14 protein-coding genes are annotated in these 18,686 nt (G+C 53.9%); 12 read left to right on the forward strand and 2 right to left on the reverse strand.

Annotation, left to right across the window (positions count from 1 at the left end; translation table 11 throughout):
- Positions 1-200 precede the first annotated feature (200 nt).
- On the forward strand, positions 201-1,031 hold the full coding sequence (locus ACIQYF_RS11025) for a CatB-related O-acetyltransferase (protein WP_402860846.1): 831 nt from the start codon (positions 201-203) through the stop codon (positions 1,029-1,031).
- 147 nt (positions 1,032-1,178) lie between these two features.
- Here the strand turns inward: ACIQYF_RS11025 and ACIQYF_RS11030 are convergent, their stop codons facing one another.
- Positions 1,179-2,996, reverse strand: a complete 1,818-nt coding sequence (locus tag ACIQYF_RS11030) for a glycosyltransferase (RefSeq protein ID WP_402860849.1) — start codon at positions 2,994-2,996, stop codon at positions 1,179-1,181.
- Between the two features lie 225 nt (positions 2,997-3,221).
- On the opposite strand from ACIQYF_RS11030, the gene ACIQYF_RS11035 reads away from it, so the two are divergent.
- The 6 genes from ACIQYF_RS11035 (at position 3,222) to kdsB (ending at position 10,556) form a co-directional block, all read left to right on the forward strand.
- Positions 3,222-4,247 carry a CatB-related O-acetyltransferase gene (locus ACIQYF_RS11035; RefSeq protein WP_402860852.1) on the forward strand — a complete coding sequence of 342 codons (1,026 nt, stop codon included), beginning with the start codon at positions 3,222-3,224 and terminating at the stop codon, positions 4,245-4,247.
- 252 nt (positions 4,248-4,499) lie between these two features.
- On the forward strand, positions 4,500-4,895 hold the full coding sequence (locus ACIQYF_RS11040) for a pantoate--beta-alanine ligase (RefSeq protein WP_402860855.1): 396 nt from the start codon (positions 4,500-4,502) through the stop codon (positions 4,893-4,895).
- A complete protein-coding gene (locus ACIQYF_RS11045; protein ID WP_402860858.1) occupies positions 4,888-6,021 on the forward strand; it encodes a CDP-glycerol glycerophosphotransferase family protein in 1,134 nt (377 codons plus the stop codon). Before ACIQYF_RS11040 ends, ACIQYF_RS11045 begins: the two co-directional genes overlap by 8 nt.
- Positions 6,021-8,270, forward strand: coding sequence for a capsule biosynthesis protein (locus ACIQYF_RS11050; protein ID WP_402860861.1), 2,250 nt, complete (start codon positions 6,021-6,023; stop codon positions 8,268-8,270). The genes ACIQYF_RS11045 and ACIQYF_RS11050 overlap by 1 nt, the downstream gene beginning before the upstream one ends.
- Before the next feature lie 126 nt (positions 8,271-8,396).
- Positions 8,397-9,239, forward strand: a complete 843-nt coding sequence (gene kdsA / locus ACIQYF_RS11055; protein WP_003446021.1) for a 3-deoxy-8-phosphooctulonate synthase — start codon at positions 8,397-8,399, stop codon at positions 9,237-9,239.
- A gap of 30 nt (positions 9,240-9,269) precedes the next feature.
- Positions 9,270-10,556 (forward strand): 3-deoxy-manno-octulosonate cytidylyltransferase, encoded by a 1,287-nt coding sequence (kdsB, locus tag ACIQYF_RS11060; RefSeq protein WP_402860865.1) that lies wholly within the window; start codon positions 9,270-9,272, stop codon positions 10,554-10,556.
- Between the two features lie 175 nt (positions 10,557-10,731).
- Here the strand turns inward: kdsB and ACIQYF_RS11065 are convergent, their stop codons facing one another.
- Positions 10,732-11,664 (reverse strand): SIS domain-containing protein, encoded by a 933-nt coding sequence (locus ACIQYF_RS11065; protein ID WP_402860868.1) that lies wholly within the window; start codon positions 11,662-11,664, stop codon positions 10,732-10,734.
- 242 nt (positions 11,665-11,906) lie between these two features.
- Between ACIQYF_RS11065 and ACIQYF_RS11070 the strand changes: the two genes are divergently transcribed.
- The 5 genes from ACIQYF_RS11070 (at position 11,907) to ACIQYF_RS11090 (ending at position 18,685) form a co-directional block, all read left to right on the forward strand.
- Positions 11,907-12,959 (forward strand): phosphotransferase, encoded by a 1,053-nt coding sequence (locus tag ACIQYF_RS11070; protein ID WP_402860871.1) that lies wholly within the window; start codon positions 11,907-11,909, stop codon positions 12,957-12,959.
- Between the two features lie 171 nt (positions 12,960-13,130).
- Positions 13,131-15,152, forward strand: a complete 2,022-nt coding sequence (locus ACIQYF_RS11075; RefSeq protein ID WP_402860874.1) for a capsular polysaccharide biosynthesis protein — start codon at positions 13,131-13,133, stop codon at positions 15,150-15,152.
- On the forward strand, positions 15,092-16,405 hold the full coding sequence (locus tag ACIQYF_RS11080) for a capsule biosynthesis protein (protein ID WP_402860877.1): 1,314 nt from the start codon (positions 15,092-15,094) through the stop codon (positions 16,403-16,405). Before ACIQYF_RS11075 ends, ACIQYF_RS11080 begins: the two co-directional genes overlap by 61 nt.
- Positions 16,402-17,178 (forward strand): SDR family NAD(P)-dependent oxidoreductase, encoded by a 777-nt coding sequence (locus tag ACIQYF_RS11085; RefSeq protein WP_402860880.1) that lies wholly within the window; start codon positions 16,402-16,404, stop codon positions 17,176-17,178. Before ACIQYF_RS11080 ends, ACIQYF_RS11085 begins: the two co-directional genes overlap by 4 nt.
- A gap of 7 nt (positions 17,179-17,185) precedes the next feature.
- Positions 17,186-18,685 carry an LTA synthase family protein gene (locus tag ACIQYF_RS11090; RefSeq protein WP_402861325.1) on the forward strand — a complete coding sequence of 500 codons (1,500 nt, stop codon included), beginning with the start codon at positions 17,186-17,188 and terminating at the stop codon, positions 18,683-18,685.
- The last annotated feature ends 1 nt before the right edge of the window (position 18,686 follow it).

Here is an 18,686-nt window from a genome sequence, read left to right on the forward strand (position 1 = left end):
ATAAAATAAAATCAACGATTTTTTAAAGAACCGAACCATAATTTAAAAAATAGCTGCAAGCTACAGCATTTCCAACCATAAATTATCCGGAGTAAGAATTGAACAGTTCCAGATATAAAAGCAAAAACATAATAGGGTCCGGCTGCAGGGTATCGGAAGAGGCTACCCTGGTTACACCCGTACGGCTCTATGGCGTAGTTGTGGTAGATAAGAACTCGACAATTGGCAAGTACACCTACATCGGAACGGGCACTTACGTACAACATACCCATATCGGAAACTATTGCTCAATAGCTCGAGACATTGAAATTGGTGCTAAAGCTCACCCGATGACCATGCTGTCATCGCACTCATTCCAGTACAACAACAACCATTTCGCCAATCAACCCGAATATCAAATAACTAAGGTAAAGCAACCTCGCAAGAGGGACCATGTGACAGAAATTGGTAGCGACGTCTGGATCGGAACAAAATCCGTTATACGCGGAGGAGTCAAGATTGGTCATGGCGCAGTGATTGGCTCAAGCTCAGTCGTTACAAAAGACGTTCGGCCTTACGCCATTGTCGCCGGGGCCCCCGCAAAAGAAATAAGAATGCGCTTTGATGAGGACACCATCTCACGCCTGCTAGAGTCGCGCTGGTGGCAGCTTGACCCTATCGACATGAACGGAGTCGACTTTAACGACATTGATGCAGCGCTCAACGAGATAGAATCCCGCCGAGCCTTTTATAAGAAATTAATAAGCCAGTCACTGCTCACCCCCCTCAAAAATTCGACCACAAGCAAAAATGGCGTCATTTGGTTTGACATCGAAAAGTCATATGCAGAGCCGGAAATCCTGAAAGACTTTGACTACGTGAACATCATCGAGTCAGGCTTCGGAACAGGAAATTTCAAGATTGAAAAGGCCTGGCACAATGCAGAGAAAAATCATTTCGCTCTTAAAATCAATGGCACGCCAGAAATCATCCCGGCAGGGAGCGTGACGTTCACCTTCAAAAATACCAATGAACTCCAAACCAAAAGATAACTTCTGCGCAGGCTGAAATACAGTCACTCTACGGACTGCAATAACAAGCATTTTCCAAATGTTATAGGCCAACCCCTTAAGCTGACAACCACAGCTCAAAGGGGTAAGGCATTTACTGCGACAGGATCGTCACCCCGATACCCCCCCTCAAGAAAGCATAAATTTTATCGCGCGACTTGCAATCACACCCCGAAAAGAAACCCCGTCTTTCATTAAGCGAAAGCGGTACCTCCCTTTAATCTCATCGAGAACCATTTCGTCGATTTCGTATACCCCCGGAAGCACCTTGGCCACTTCTCCCATAAACTCACGCTTATCAGAAACTTCCAACACCCAGGCCTTCCTAGCCAAGCGATAGGATTCGGCACACTGATCGCTGACCCCTTCCGGCATATAAATCCAGCCAACTTTACTTGACACCCTATTCAGGTGAACCTCTCCTTCGGGCTCAGCATAACCTTGACGCCCGGTCGGCCCACCTGCCAAGGCATCAAACAAATCAAGCCAGAGCTTAACGATCGCCTGATACGTGAACCTTTGTGCACTGAATCTACCCTTACTACCCATGGATGAAACCAGAGCACTATCACTGAGCAACCGATTGATTTTTTCAACAAACTCATCTTCGGTATCTACGATAAACCCGTCTTCTCCATCAGCAACAATCTCCTGCGGCCCATAGTTAGTTCGTGTAGACACCAACGGAGTGCCATACCCCAATGACTCCGCAAAGCTAATGCCAAAGCCTTCCGTTACCGACATTCCCAAACTGACACTGGCCCGCCTGAATATACGAGACACACTCGTTGCAAACCCCATCACCTGAATGGAGTCCTGCATATTGAGCTTGAGAATCAATGCCTTTATGCCCTCCTCCTGATCCCCCGAGCCCCAGATCTCCAGCCGCGCATCAGGATTTATCGCAACTACTTTAGCGAACGCAATCACCATCGACTTGATACGCTTGACGCCATGAAGCCGAGATACGATTACAGCGAGATTAGCCTCACGCAAAACCGGTTCATCCTGCTCCTCAAGCGTGACCAGATTGCTGATCACTGAATACCGCCCCGATGGAAATTGCAACTTCATGTCATGAAGTTGCCCTCGAGTCAAAAGAACCAACCGGTCACAGCGAGGAATGCACCTGATAACACCGTGGTATTTTGGTGCAATTGCGCCACCAGCACGGTAAGGCTTAAGTAAATGATTACTGTGCATCATCAGCACCCTGTAAATATCATCCCCCTCTACACTGCACACCGCATCCGCAGCACCAATAGAGTCCGCGACGATAAAACTGGGCAAGCATTCTTTAGACAGACACTTCAACCAGTACGCATGGGCCGAGTCGAGCGAGTTAAACTTAAGCGGCCTCTTGCCGAACACATAAATAACAACTTTCACCTCACCCGTCAGGTGATTATGAAATTCTTCTAAAAAGACATCACCCTTAACTGTTATATATTGAACCAAACTGCTATTTGCGCCATCGACATAATCAATGCGCTTGCCGACCTCAACTTGCAAATGTTCAACAGACGGCTCGCTACCACCAGCACTGATATCCTCCAAAGCCCGGTAGGCAAACCACTTATAAAAATTCAAGACTTTAACTGTCTCAGGTATACGCCCCTGCGCAACAAGATTCCCGATGGTTGTATCCAGCCGCTCATCAAAGCCCAGTACAGCTATACGCGCATTCATTCCAGCCTCGGCAAGCGCAGCTGTTCTACCCAACGAAACGCGCGTCACCCCGCCCCCCCGCTCCGCCAACTCATACAACACAGATATTACTTGCTGCACAGCACTCCCCCTCCCCAAAACCATCCAAATTATCAATTTTTCTCTATGGCTAGAACTTTTCGCACCAAAAATACCCAGCGCTCTATTAGGCCGCACCACAGATGACCACTCTACCCACTCGGTGCGATAGCACTCAAGTTTAAGTTGATGGACCGACACACACTCAACCTTATATTGTCGAGGCGGCGAAACTCTGAATAACACTTTTTATGATATTGACTGCTTTGTGTACACCAACATAGCGCTCAACGACTGCAATTACAGTTGCGCTAGGCGTTACCCCATCCACCTCATACACATCTTGACACACGCAGGGCGCACCGATAAGATCCTTCGTTTGCCAACCCAACACCAAAACATCTAAGAAGCGCCCAATGAATATCCTTGGATAACCATGTAGCGGCACTTAAATACCTAAATGATGGCATTGCCATATTACGGAGCGCGTGGATTTTGGAAAACACATTGATATCGAAACTTGCCAATATTTCACCGGAAGCCATTTTGATGGAGCCGGTGAAACTTTATGGCGCTGTCACTGTCAACGCGAAAGCTCTGATAGGCAAGTACACGTACATTGGCAACGGCGGCTATATTGGCCGGGGCGTAACTATTGGTAATTTCTGCTCCATCGCACGCAATGCCGAAATCAGCCCCATCAATCACCCAACCGATTACCTGAGCTGCCACCCCTTCCAATACAACACCAATCACTTCACCGACATTAAAGACTACTCGACTCATCAGCGAGTAAAGGGCCCTACTGCCAGCCCGGCGGTGATTGGTCACGATGTCTGGATTGGTGCCGGTGCAATGATCTGCCAGGGCGTAACAGTTGGCACTGGCGCAGTCATTGCCGGCGGGGCTGTTGTCACAAAAGACGTACCACCTTATGCCATCGTGGGTGGCATTCCCGCTCAAATCATCCGCTATCGCTTCGACGAAGCTACCATTGAACGGCTTCTGGCCAGCCAGTGGTGGGATCTTGAACCTAAAGACATGGTTGACGTCGATTTCACTAACGTCTCAGAAGCACTCGACAAGATCAGCGCGATCAAGCTTCACATGGGCCTGAAAAACCGCAGCGTCCTCGCTGGCACGGTCTCCAACTCTGCAAGCGGTACAAGCTCTGGCATTGTCTGGTTCACCACGCCTACTGCCTATGCAGACATGAATGCCCTGGACCGCTTTACCTCGATTGAGGTCGTTTCGCACGAAGAAGGAACAGACCGCACCTCACCATTGGTTGCGCCAGGCATTTATCAGATCCAGAGCACATCATTCGACGCAAAGCGTGGCTGGTATCGCTTGACTTTCCTCCTGGATGGCAAGCCTTTCAAAGGAAAGCTGGCACGCAAAAAATTCAGCTTTAAACTCGGCACGACTTATCCTCGTGGCAGCGCAGAATAAAACCCATATCCGAACCACAAGAGCCCCCGGTAGAATGGCGGGCTTTTGCAGATGCTTCATGCCGAGCCTTTTAAAAAGCGAGTCGAGCACAGGCGCCACAGAATTAACACATGACATTCAAAATGCCTGCATCCTCTCTGAGAAACGACGAGATCACCTTTCCAAAAAGCTGACCTTTCAAGACCAAGGCCTGGAAACCACACTTTCTACCCGCCCCCATGCGACGCAACCGCTTACGCGATAAGGATATATATGAGAACTATCATCACTTTCGGTACCTTCGACGTGCTGCACATCGGTCACGTAAAAATCCTGCAGCGCGCTCGCGCCCAAGGGGACCGGTTAGTTGTGGGTATATCTTCGGATGCGTTGAACTTCTCGAAAAAACAACGCAACCCGGTATACCCTCAAGGTGAGCGTCGCGACATCATTGCCTCACTCGGATGTGTGGACGAGGTTTTCATTGAAGAATCTCTTGAGCTCAAAGGCGAGTACATCAAAGAGTTTGGCGCTCACGCTCTGGTCATGGGCAATGACTGGGAAGGACGCTTCGATGAATTCAAATCCCTGTGCGAAGTTATCTACCTACCGCGCACCGAAGGCATCTCCACGACCCAACTGATCGCAGAGATCAAAAAGTATGGGTAAGTCACCCAGAATTGGTTTCGTTGGGTGGAACCCGTTTCAATTCCTTCACATTCAGAAGCTGGCCAGCACCTTCCCTGGCGCATGCTTTGTGATTGAAAAACGAATGGATTTCATCTCTGAATTCAGTGATGACATCCTGAAAAACCCCCACACCCCGATAATGGTGTGGGATCGCGCGCAAATGGCCACACTCGATGGCGTCTTCGACATCATCGTTTGCCAGACGCCTTTTTCACGCATCGAAGTGTTTGAAAAATCAAAAATAGCGATGATCCAGTATGGCTATGCCAAAGAGCCGCATAACTACGGGCCATGGCGTGCATTTGCAGATCTGTGCCTGACTTACGGCCCTTATGCATCAGAACGTATCGACTATTTCAGCCCGACGGCCTCCGTTGGCAACCCCCGTTACGATGACTGGCATCTGGAGAGTTTTCATCAGGCGGCCAAATCAAAACATGCGGCGAAACTGAATCCGAACAAAAAAACAGTGTTGTATCTGCCAACCTGGGGCGATTTGTCCAGCGTAGACCAGTTCGTAACCTCTATTTACGATCTGGCTGATAACTACAATGTTTTGATGAAAATGCACCACAACACCGAACTTCTCGAAAGCGCTCGCAAAGACAAAATGGACATGGGTGCCATCTGCCATTTCGGGGCGAATGACGACCTGCTGGAGCTGCTGTCCATCTGCGATGTGGTCATATCCGATTACAGTGGCGCGATCTTTGACGCGATGTATTGCAAGAAACCCATCGCACTGCTCGATACCGATCTGTCCGAGCAAATGGGTGGCAAAAAAATCGACGGGTACAGCCTTGAGTATTCGCGCCGGGCCGAGCTGGGCCTGACAATCAAAACACCCGAAGCACTGGCAGCCGGCATCACAGAGCTGGCAGAAAACAGTGAAAAATACGTCCAGCTGTATGAACCGCTGCGTAGCTCTCTCTTTACCGATACGAAAGACTCATTGAGCCTGGCTCGCGATGCGCTGATAAAACTGTGGAACGGCGAGTTCACACCTACCCAACCTCAATCCTACGTGCGCAAGGAATTGAAAGAGTTCTACAAGACGAAGCGAGAACTGGCGATCGCCAAGAAAAAGAAGAGCGTGAAAAAATAATGATATCCATCCAGCGACACATCATTGTTAAGGCAATCTTCCTGCTTTCAAAAATGGGGGCACACCGTGCCAGTCTGGCTTGCACAGACAGATTGCTCCGGCTGAATGTTTCTTTGAGCCAATTGCGCCAGGCGGTAGTCACGGCCAATCTGCATAACAACCAGGCATCGGCACTGCGTTACGCAAACAGCGCGATTGAAAAATACCCGTCCAACTCGTTCGGATACATTGAAAAAGCCAAGATTCTGGCTGGTCGCGGCGACGAAGAAGAGGCCGTCGAAATACTGAAGCAAGCCCCCTCGTGCAGCCAGGTTTCCGAAATACTAGCGCTTTATCGCTCGCCCCTGTTTGCACAACAAACTAAAGAAACCTTTTCCAAACCCAAGCCACTGGTTTCAACCAGCGACCTGGAAAAGTCATTTCTGTTAGCCGGGAACGACGGATCGTGGCTCAACATCATTGCCACACAAGCTCGTCAGGCTATCAAGTCTGATCCGCTGAACCTGACCAACTTCAGTATTCTGACGCGCGTATACAAGCAGCTGAATCAGCATGAATTACTGATTGAAACGATTAACTCGTTTCCCGAACACGTGTCATCAACACTTAACTACCGCCTGATGCTTTCTAATGCCTATCAAATGGCACGCAATCAAGAAGCGGCGCTTGATGTGCTGCTGGCTGCGCAAGTCAATTACCCCTCTGAACGCAAACTGCTGATGCGGATCAGCGATATGCTGCGTGACGATGCTCAGGTCGCCCGAGCCTACTCCTATCTTTGTGCGTCTCAAGCCTGTTATCCAGCCTACGGATCAGTCAAGCGCCTGTCTTTCGAGATTGATCACGCGCTGTACGATGAGGCACGCAACACATTACTGGGCATTCTGAACTTTCCTCGCGAAACGCTGATGAAGTTCATGCCCATGATTAACCGCGCGACGCCCTTCTTTCCTGATTTGTACGAAAGAACCCAGGCTGCGCGGAATCTGGCCCAGTCACTGCTCTCATCAGAAAAAGGCAAGAAAGGCATCAACCCGAACGAGCAGGTCAAGGTTGCAGTGAAGTGTCGCTGGCTCCACGAAGCACAGCAGATCATTGACCGGAACAAGAACGGCACCCAACCTGTTTCCGACGAAAATCAGGCCTGGCTGGATGCCGTGATCCAGAATCTGGGTAAATCCCGAGTGCTTGCTGATATCGCCAATACCAACGAGGTGTCTCAGCATTTGTACGGGTGGAGCAATGGCTCAATCGTTGACATCGAACCCAGCACCATGGATCTTTCGAAAGTCGTCGAAGTCTTTATTCCAACGGTCTTTTTCGCTGCCCCAAACGAAGAAAAACCAAGCTACGCGACTGTTCGCGAATTCCTGTCAAACGTGTACGGATACCTTCTGGCTCGTAAAGACCTGATTCTGGTACCGCGCCATCAATGGAACTGGAGGAACTGTGATCCTCGAATTCCAGGCGCACGTATTGTCAGCTACCACACCAATGCCCCCCTGAACGCCGACCACCTGCACATCCAGGAAGTTCCGCTGGCCGGTCGATGCAGCATGGACCACCAGGGGTTTGCGGGCTACTCCTCACTCGCCACGATCCATGCACCGATTGAGCAATCGACTGCCGGTCTCGCACCCGAGGTACTGGCGGCGAATGAGGAAGAGTTACGCGAAGCTTATATCCATCACAACGTCTCCAAATATGCGCAGAGCGCAGAGCGCATCACGTACTCTGATGAATACGTTTTCGTAGCCCTGCAGATACCCACCGATACTGTTGCCGCCCTTGCAGCAGTCACAGGCGCCGATTTGGTGCGTACTGTGGCCGAATATTATGCGGGCTCGACAACAAAAGTCCGGGTCAAGCGCCACCCCTATTGCAACAGCATGACGGTTCAAAAAACACTCGAAGCCCTTTCAAGCAGTGGAGCCATCGAGATGTCGAACGCCTCGGTCCATGACCTCATATCGGGTGCGAAAGCCGTATTTACCGTTAATTCTGGCGTTGGCCTGGAGGCACTGCTGCATCGTCGCCCCGTCGTTGTTACAGGTGAATGCGATTACTCCTACGCCGTTGCGGCATACCCGCGCAGCGTTGACGAACTAAAGACACGCCTCAACAGCGAACTCGTTTATGACGCGCAGCGCACCCAAAATCTTCTCCATCACTATGTTAATGCGTATTCGATGGCTGCCAATGACGAAGCTGGCATTCACAACAACCTCGCTCGCTGGTTAAACAGTTAAGTACGATTTATGCCAGCCCCGGTTGTGTTTTTTCATACCCGCGGCGGATGTCAGACACACATGCTGTGATCTGACATCCGTACATTGCTTGACCTTATTCATCATTTTCAAAATGGACTTGTAACCATGATCAAAATCACCCCTGCAATCGAATGCTCCAACAATGCCCCCTTCGTCCTGTTTGGCGGCATCAACGTTCTGGAATCCCGCGATCTGGCCATGCGCGCCTGCGAAGAATACGTGCGTGTAACCGACAAGCTGGGCATTCCGTATGTGTTCAAGGCCAGCTTCGACAAGGCTAACCGCTCCTCCATTCACTCGTACCGCGGCCCGGGCATGGAAGAAGGCCTGCGTATTTTCCAGGACGTCAAAGCGGCATTCGGTGTACCGGTCATTACCGACGTCCACGAGATCTACCAGTGCGCGCCTGTCGCCGAAGTGGCTGATGTGCTGCAACTGCCTGCATTTTTGGCCCGCCAAACCGATCTGGTTGTCGCGCTGGCCAAGACTGGTAAGCCGGTCAACATCAAAAAGCCTCAATTCCTGAGCCCGTCGCAGATGCAGAACATCGTGCACAAGTTCAAGGAAGCCGGGAATGATCAACTGATCCTGTGCGACCGTGGCACCTGCCTGGGTTACGACAACCTGGTCGTCGACATGCTCGGTTTTGGCGTGATGAAGCGCACATGCGACAACCTGCCGATCATTTTCGACGTGACTCACGCCCTGCAACAGCGCGATCCATCCGGCGCAGCTTCTGGCGGGCGTCGCGAGCAAGTGGTTGAACTGGCACGTGCAGGCATGGGCGTCGGTCTGGCCGGCCTGTTCCTGGAAGCTCACCCGAACCCGGATCAAGCCAAGTGCGACGGCCCAAGCGCCCTGCCGCTGGATCAACTGGAGCCGTTCCTGGCTCAGATCAAAGCACTGGATGATCTGGTCAAGTCGTTCCCAGCGCTGAACATTGGTTAAAACCGGCTTTCTGAAGCAAGGATTCTGAACATGGCACGCACAGAACAACGGGTCGCGATTGTTATTCCGGCCCGCTACGGCTCGACTCGTTTGCCGGGTAAACCGCTCGCGGACATCTGCGGCAAACCAATGGTGCAGCATGTGTACGAACGCGCGCTGCAGGTGGCACACGCTGATGTGGTCGTTGTGGCAACAGACGACGAGCGTGTGGCGCAAGCCGTAGAGGCGTTTGGCGGTCAATACATCATGACCTCGCCGGATCACCCTTCAGGCACGGACCGCCTGGCAGAAGTCATGGCGAAAGTTGATGCAGATATTTACATCAACCTGCAAGGCGACGAGCCTCTGGTTCGCCCAGCCGATATCGACGCCCTCGCGACAGGCATGCTGGCCGACCCACAGGTCAAGGTCGGTACGCTGTGCCATGTGATCGATGCTCACGAAGCCGCCAACCCCAACACCGTGAAAGTGGTGCTGGCCCACAACGGCAATGCACTCTACTTCAGCCGCTCGCCGATCCCGTATCCACGGGATGGCGAGCAGGCCAGTTACCTCAAGCATGTCGGCGTTTACGGTTATCGTCGCGACGTGTTGGCGGGCTACACCGGCCTGCCGCAAGCGATGCTGGAAGACGCCGAAAAACTTGAGCAACTGCGGCTGTTGGCTGCCGGGGTGTGCATTAGGGCGTACAAGGTTGAACCAACCGGACCGGGCGTTGATACGCCCGAGTGCCTGGAGCAAGTACGCGCACTGATGAGCGGACAAACACCAGCACCTCGCACTACGCTGAACGACATTCGTCTGGTGATTACCGATGTGGACGGTGTGCTGACCGATGGTGGCATTTACTACGACGCCACTGGCGAATGCCTGAAACGCTTCCATGTGCGTGATGGCATGGGTATGCGCCTGCTGGAAGAGAATGGTGTGCGCGTGGCGGTGCTGTCCGGTCGCGATTCGCCAACGCTGCGCAAGCGCGTTGCGGATCTGGGCATTACCCTGTGTCAGTTCGGGGTGAAGGATAAACTGGCTGCATGCAATCAGTTGATGGCCCAAGCCGGTGTCAGCGCCGCGAATACCGCGTGCATTGGTGACGACTGCATCGATCTCCCTGCTTTCGCAGCATGCGCCCTGTCGTTTGCGGTCGCAGATGCTCCAGTGTACGTAAAGGCAGCAGCTACTCACGTACTCACGGCAGCAGGTGGCACGGGTGCTTTCCGCGAAGTGGCAGACAGCATTTTGTTTGCTCAGGGCAAGGAAGCAGTATTGGGCACTGCGGCAGGTTATGCGCAGGTCATGGCCAAGATGGCGCAATAAACCTACAGCTTGTGTCTGTATAAAAACGGGGCCCTAACAGGCCCCGTTTTTTTATTCAGAGACAAGTGCCAGTTGATCGCACCCTAAAAGCAAAACGCGCCTGCTTGATAGCAGGCGCGTTTTTCATTTGATAAGCGCCAGGCAGTTACGCACGCCTGACACAGCCACATATCAATCAGTCGAAAATTTCAACCACACCCACGACGTCATTGGCGTGATTGGTCACAGCCAGGGCGCGGATTTTGTTGTCAATCATGTAGGTTTCCGCTTCGCAAAGCTGCGACTCTTCCCGGATAGTGTGCGGGTTGCGCGTCATGAATTGATCAACCGTGCTGCCGATGACACCCTGGTTTTGCAGCAGTGCACGACGCAGGTCGCCGTCAGTGACGATACCCACCAATACACCTTGGTCCATAACCACGGTCAGGCCCATGCGACTTTGAGTCATGACCAGCAGGCAGTCGTGAAAACTGGTGGCTGGGGATACGATAGGTGCCGGGGAATGCATCACATCACTGACGCGAGTCAGCAATTTACGACCCAGGCTGCCGCCCGGATGGTAGCGGGCGAAGTCCATCGGCTTGAATTGAATGGCTTCGATGATGGCGACGGCCAATGCATCGCCCATGGCCATGGTGGCCAGCGTTGAAGTGGTTGGAGCCAGGTTGTTCGGACACACTTCGCGTTCGACGGAAATGTCGAGCCAGATGTCTGCATGCTTGGCCAGGGTCGATTTGCCATTCCCGGTCATGGCAATGATTTTATTGCCAAAGGATTTCAGGCTCGGGATCAGCTTGATCAGCTCTTCAGTCTCGCCGCTATAGCTGATCAAGATCAGCACGTCAATCGGCTTGAGCATCCCCAGGTCGCCGTGAAAGGCTTCAGCCGGATGCAGGAAAAAACTCGGGGTGCCCGTGGAGGCAAAGGTCGCAACCATTTTTTGACCGATCAGGCCAGACTTGCCCATGCCGCAGACCACGGTACGCCCTTGACAACCGAGAAGCAGTTCGACAGCGCTCTGAAATTCACCATTGAGACGATCAGCCATTTGAGTAACAGCTTGTGCCTGGGCGATGAGGGCTTCTTTTGCTATGGCGAGATGATTCATCTTTTTGACTTTCGTCCTTGAAGTGATGGAGTGGGAGGGGCGAAGAATTTTAAGGGCTTTGTAATAATTAGCAAACTCACATTACATACCCCCATTAACTTTTGTTGATTGGAAATCTGTTCAGGCCAGAGAAATCGACCAGATGAGTAAACTTTTCGTTGTACCTGTGTTCTCTATCACTCAGCATATTGCTACCAATACCGCAGTAAGTCGGACGTACGGCATTCGCCTAAGTTGAAACCATGAATACGGATCTACACCCTCCGCAGGGTTGCAGAACACTTTACCGCTGGCAGCAAGGCCAGTTGCAGGATCGTTTGCGCGCGCTGTTGCCACAATGGCGAGCACACCCACTGACGATCGTTAGCCAGGATCTGGACTCCAACGCCTCATTCGTCAACTACGTGCGCCACCATCAGATAACTGATACCGGCACGGGTCTGACCGTGGAACTGGTCGAAAAGTCCATCCGCAAGGTATTTTTTGTTGGCAGCCAGGAAGCGCGCTTTTATCGGCAGCGAGACATGCTCAATGCCAGCACGCAGTTTCAATACCCGGCTTGCCTGGGCGTGATTGAAACGCCGTGGGAGAGCCTGATCTTTACTGAGTTTGTGCGCGGCAAGCTGCCGCGCATGCCAAGCATTGCACCGCAACTGGCCCTTGCCATTGCCGAGCAGGAAACACTGAGCCACGACTACCTAACCCGACAGCCTGCGCACAAGGCCCCCTTGTTCTGGAGCATGGACTTTTACCGCCCGTGGTTTCTGCTGCGTCCGCGGTTCAATTTTGCGCGCTGCCTGCCGGAACTTGAGCGGCTCGGGCAGAACGATGAACGCTTCAGCGGGCTGGCAGAAAAATTCAAGGCCTTTACTCCGCTGCTGGCACGCCTGGGCCAGGCAGCGCGTCGTAGCCCCAAATGCATTAGCCACATGGATTACCTGCGCAAGAACCTGTTTGTCAACAAAGGCCACCTGTTGTTGATCGACTGGAGCGAGGTCAAGGTCGGGCGCGTCGGATTTGACGGCGGGGCCTACTTGAGTGCGCTGTTCCGACGAAAGGATATGCCGCTGTTTCTGAAGGCCCAGCAGCAGTTTATAGACACTTATCGCCAGGCGCTGCCCGCGCATTTCAACCCTGATGAAGCACTAGGCAACCTTCACTACATGTTCCTGCTCAATGCTTTGTTTCACTGCCTGCGCTCAGAAACCATCAGCGAGTATCAGGAGAAGAAACGCATGCCATTGCTGCGACAAAAGTACGACTACCTGCTCGGCTTGCTGGGTAAAGAAGATTAAATTGCCATTACACGCCTCGTTCAATTTTAGGACTTTTCCTACATACAATTGAGAAAAATCAAATTATTGACCCGCAATTTGTATTAACATTCGCGATTAATATTTTGTCGTTCAGCTCTGCTCGACGGCTTATCCCGCAAGACACTTCCAACGGATATCTGTTTCACTCTCATGGATGAAGCTACTCCTCTGCCGCGCTTACTCATCATCTCCAAAGGTGCTCAGTGCATACCCACCTTGCCCTCGCTGCTGCCCGATTACGTGCTGCGAAACGGCACTGTGGCTGACATTCGCAAAGCCGATTGTGTGATGGCCTGGGGGCGTAAGCCGAGCGCAATCAAAGCCCTGGCGATAGCCTCGCGTGCCAATTTGCCGGTCGTTACCCTGGAAGACGGCTTTTTGCGCTCCATGGGGTTGGGCGCTGATGAGCCACCGCTGTCGCTGATTGTTGATGACCTGGGTGTTTATTACGACGCCAGTGCGCCTTCGCGCCTGGAACAGTTGATTGGCACCCCGCTGACCCCGGCAGAAACCTCACGCGCCAGGGCATTGCAGCAGCTATGGCAACAACAGCGCGTGTCCAAATACAACGACGCGCGAATCGAACACCCCGAACTGCCTGATGATTGCGTGTTGCTGGCGGATCAAACCTTTGGCGATGCCTCGCTGCAAGGTGCCGACCCGCAAGCGTTCAATGCAATGCTTGAGGCGGCGCTGGAGCGCTACCCCACCAGCACAGTGCTGCTCAAGGTTCACCCCGACGTGGTTGCGGGTCGCAAGCAAGGGCATTTTGATCTGGCGGCACTGGCAAGCCACTCTCGGGTGCAAGTGCTGGCGAGCCATGTTCATCCGGCCGAATTACTGCCGCGCATGCGGGCCGTGTATGTGATGACTTCACAACTGGGCTTCGATGCCCTGATGTGGAATGTGCCCGTGCATACGTGGGGCATGCCGTTTTATGCCGGCTGGGGACTGACACAGGATCGCTTGCCGCCTCCTTCACGGCGTCATCCGGTCAACCTTGAACAACTGGTGCATGCCAGCCTGGTGCGTTATGCACGTTATGTCAGCCCCGAAACCGGGCAGCCGTGCACGCCAGAAGTGCTGATGCACTGGCTGGGTCTGCAGCGTCGCCATCGCAGTGCTTTGCCAGCATCGGTGCAGATGCTGGGTTTCAGCCGCTGGAAAGAACCTCTGGTCATGTTGTTTTTCAAGGGTTCATCCATTCAGTTTGTCAAACCCGAACTGCCGCTGGACCCTCTTCTACCCACGGTGTCCTGGGGCTGTAAACACGACACCGACCTCGCGGCGCACCCACACCCGGTGAGCCGAGTTGAAGACGGATTCCTGCGCTCGGTCGGACTCGGCGCGGGCAAGACCAGGCCACTCTCATGGGTCGTGGACGATCTGGGTATCTATTACGACGCCACTCGCCCGTCACGCCTGGAACGTATCTTGCTTGAAGATCCCTTTGAGGATGCATTGCAGAGACGGGCACAGACCCTGCGAGAGGCTATTTGCCGTACAGGGGTAACCAAATACAACTTGTCCGGCGAACCGTGGCTACGACCTGCCGACGCAAAACGGGTGATTCTGGTCACAGGACAAGTGGAAGACGATGCATCGATCCGCTTTGGCGCCAATCGCATCCGCAGCAACCTGCAATTGCTGCAGGCGGTGCGCGAACGCAATCCCGATGCCTGGATTTTGTACAAGCCGCACCCTGAAGTGCTAGCCGGTACCCGTGCCCGTGGCAAGGACGAAGCGCAAACGGCGGATTGGTGTAACGAAGTCATCGGCAACACGCCGTTGCAGTACTTGTTTGAAATCGTGGATGAGGTGCACGTACTGACCTCTCAGTCCGGCTTTGAAGCCTTGCTCCGCGGAGTACCTGTGACCACCTATGGCCAGCCGTTCTATGCCGGCTGGGGCTTGACCCAAGACGAAGACCTGCATCCTGGCGTGCAAGCACGACGTACACGGACCTTGAATCTGGATCAATTGGTGGCAGGCACATTGTTGCTGTACCCCACCTACGTCAGCCGCATTACAGATTGCTTTACCACCGCCGAGCAGACTCTTCACGAACTACAACACTGGCGTGCATCACCGCAGCCTGGAGCAACCACCAAATGGCAGGATTTGATACAGCGCTTGAGCAGTTTATTGGGCAAAATGCGCCTGAGAAACTGAAGACGCGAGCGCCAAATCCTTTGGTTACTCCTGCTTCTCGCAGCTTTCTGTTTCTACAAGGCGTCAGCTCTCCGTTTTTTGCGCGTTTAAACAAAACGTTGCGCGATAGTGGCCAACACGTGCAAAGCGTCAATTTTAATGTGGGCGATGTACTGTACAGCCCTGGCGCCCGCACATTTTGTTTGGCGCACGCCGGGGAGCTGGAGTCGTTTTACAGGCACACATTTCAAAGTCTTGGCGTCACCGACCTGGTGCTGTTCGGTGACTGTCGCCCCGTGCATCTCCCCGCCATCGCCCTGGCTCGCCGCGCAGGGATTCGGGTCCATGTGTTCGAGGAGGGTTATTTTCGCCCCTACTGGATCACCCTGGAACGCAACGGAGTCAACAACCACTCCCAACTGCCCAGCGACCCGGACTGGTACCGGGAAGTCGGCAAGTTCGTTCCACGCTACGACAACGGCACTGCATTCAAGCAGTCGTTTGTAACCCGTGCCACCCACGACGTGCTCTATCACTGCGGCGGCGCGCTGAATAAAGTGTTCTTTCCGAACTACCGTACCCACGCCCCCTTTACGGCTGCCACTGAGTACGCAGGGTATATACGCCGTGGCGCGCGCCTGTTGCTCTCGGGGGCTCGCGATGATGCCGTGGTGGCGCAAGTGGCCCGCGAGCGCAACCCGACGTTCCTGCTCCCCCTGCAATTGGACAGCGATGCCCAGATCAAGGATCACTCCCCGTTCAACAACATGTCCGAAGTGATCGACCATGTGCTGGCTTCGTTTGCCGCGCATGCGCCAGGCAACGCACGGTTAGTTATCAAGGACCATCCGCTGACACCGGGATTGGTGAACTATCAGCGCCTTACCAAAACCCTCGCCAAACACTATGACGTGGCCGACCGGGTGGACTTTCTCAACAGCGGGCATATGCCCACGCTGTTGTCGCATATTGCCGGGCTGATTACGATCAACAGCACTGCAGGCGCTTCGGCGCTGTTGCACAAGCGACCGACGTTGGCGCTGGCCAACCCGATTTACGCCCTGCGCGGCCTGACGCACCCCGGAAGTCTTGAAGATTTCTGGACGCACCCGGTCAAGCCAGACATGACTCTGTTTCATCGTTTCCGCAATACGGTGATTCACACCACGCAGATCAATGGCGGCTTTTACTCCCGCAGCGGTATCGACATGGCAGTCAACCAATGCCTGGACGTGCTGATGGCAAAAACATCGAGAATTGAAAACTTCCTATGACCCAACGTTTTACCCCCCGCTGTATTTTAATCACGGGTGCTACTGGCGGCATCGGCGGCGCACTGGCTCCGGCCTATGCTGCGCCAGGGGTGACCCTGATTCTGCAAGGCCGTCGCCTGGACCGTCTCGAAGAAATGGCCGTCGAATGCCGCGCTCTCGGCGCCCGTGTATTGCTTGAGCCTATTGACGTGCGCGAACTCGACGAGTTGCGCGCCATGGTTCGACGCATCAGTGACGCCGAGCAACCCGACCTGGTGGTGGTCGGTGCCGGAATCAATATCGATATCGGAGCCCAGGGTGAAGGTGAGCAGTGGGACGAAACCCGCGCCTTGCTGGAAATCAACGTGATGGCTGCTTTCGCCACGGTGGAAGCCGCCTTGCCTGCAATGCGCGCACGTGGCCATGGGCAAATTGCGCTGTTCAGCTCTCTGGCCGGGTGGCGCGGCTTGCCGGTGACGCCCAGCTACAGCGCGAGCAAAGCGGCGATCCGCGTGTATGGCGAAGCCATTCGCGATTGGCTGGCTCCGGAGGGCGTGAAGATCAATGTGATCGTGCCCGGTTATGTCGAGTCGAAAATGTGTTTTGAAATGCCCGGACCCAAGCCATTTCTATGGACCGCTGAAAAAGCGGCCAAACGTATCAAGCGCGGTCTGGCGGCAAACCAGGCGCGAATCAGCTTCCCCTTTCCGCTTAACCTTGGCACTTGGCTGCTGGGGGTGATTCCACAACGCCTTTCTTCGTTTATCTTGCGCGGTCTGAATTACAGTGAGTGAGTTTTCCATCCTGCCCATCAGTATTATCGGCCTACTGTTTACCCTTGTTCTCGAACGCCTGCTGATTCCGCGCCCCGCCCTGCGCCGCCCCTTGAGTTGCTGGTTGCTGCACGTCGGTGTCTGGTGCATAAGCCTGGCAGTGCTATACGGTTTGACCGCGCGCCCGTTGTTCAGCGCAATCAATGTGGTACTGGGGTGGTTATTGATCGTGATGGTCAGCAACGCCAAGTACCACTCTCTGCGCGAGCCGTTCGTGTGTGCCGATTTCGAATACTTCAGCGACGCCGTACGCTTCCCGCGCCTGTACCTGCCATTTTTCGGCATCGGTAAAGCCGCGCTGCTGGCAACCGGTTTTATCGCCTACCTCTGGGCAGGGCTGACCTTTGAGCCACAAGTGGCCGGCGGCCGGCTGGATGCGCTGTGGCTGGGTCTGGCCGGAGTGATTGTGCTGAAACTGGGCCATCGTCCCTGCGAACCGAGCTTTGATGCCCACGCCGATGTTCAGCGCTGGGGGCTGGTGGCCTGTCTGTGGCGCTATTTTTGGGCCGCCCGTGTGCCGGTTGATCCAGCCACCCTGGCCTCACCTTTCAATCAGGGCCATATCGCAGCGTCTACCGCGCCACTACCTGACTTGGTGTCGGTGCAGAGCGAGTCTTTTTTTGATGTGCGCGAACTGTGGTCCGGTGTCAAACCTCAGGTATTGAACGAGTACGATCGCCTCGCAGAAGAAGCGCTGGCGCGTGGCAAGCTGCAAGTTGCCGCGTGGGGGGCCAATACCGTACGCACCGAATTCGCATACCTGACGGGTATACCCGGCGAACGCTTAGGGGTTCACCGCTTTAATCCGTACCGTGTACTGGCGCGCAAGGGCTTGCCGAGTCTGGCCAGCCACCTCAAGACCCAAGGCTACCGAACGGTCTGCATTCACCCGTTCCATGGCAGTTTCTATGGCCGCAACAAGGTATTGCCCGCGCTGGGTTTCGATGAATTCATCGACATACGAAGCTTTGATAATTCGCAGAAAGCCGGGCCGTTTATTGGTGATTGCGCCGTGGCGGACAAGATACGCGAACTGCTGCAAGACCCGACCCGTACTCAACCCTTGTTTATCCACGCCGTGACCATGGAAAACCATGGGCCGCTGCACCTTGAACAGGTGGATGCCGCGCAACTGCCGACCTGGTTCAACCAGCCACTGCTGCAAGGCATGGACGACATGGCCCCCTACTTGCGCCATATCGCCAATGCCGACCTGATGCTCGGCAAGCTGCGCACCACACTCCTGGAACAACCCAACGAAGCACTGCTGTGTTTCTTTGGCGATCATGTGCCGATCCTGCCCGACGTGTATCAAGCCATTGGCGAACCCGTGGGCGACACCGACTACCTGATATGGTCCAATCGCCGCACGCTCAACGTCACCCCAAGCCCGATGCAGGTCGATGTGTTGGCCAGTCATTTGCTGGCCTGCGCTGCTCAAACACCTCCCGCCCGCGGAGCCGCATGAA

Source organism: Pseudomonas sp. NPDC096917, from assembly GCF_044762555.1.
In the GTDB taxonomy this organism is placed as follows: Bacteria; Pseudomonadota; Gammaproteobacteria; order Pseudomonadales; family Pseudomonadaceae; genus Aquipseudomonas.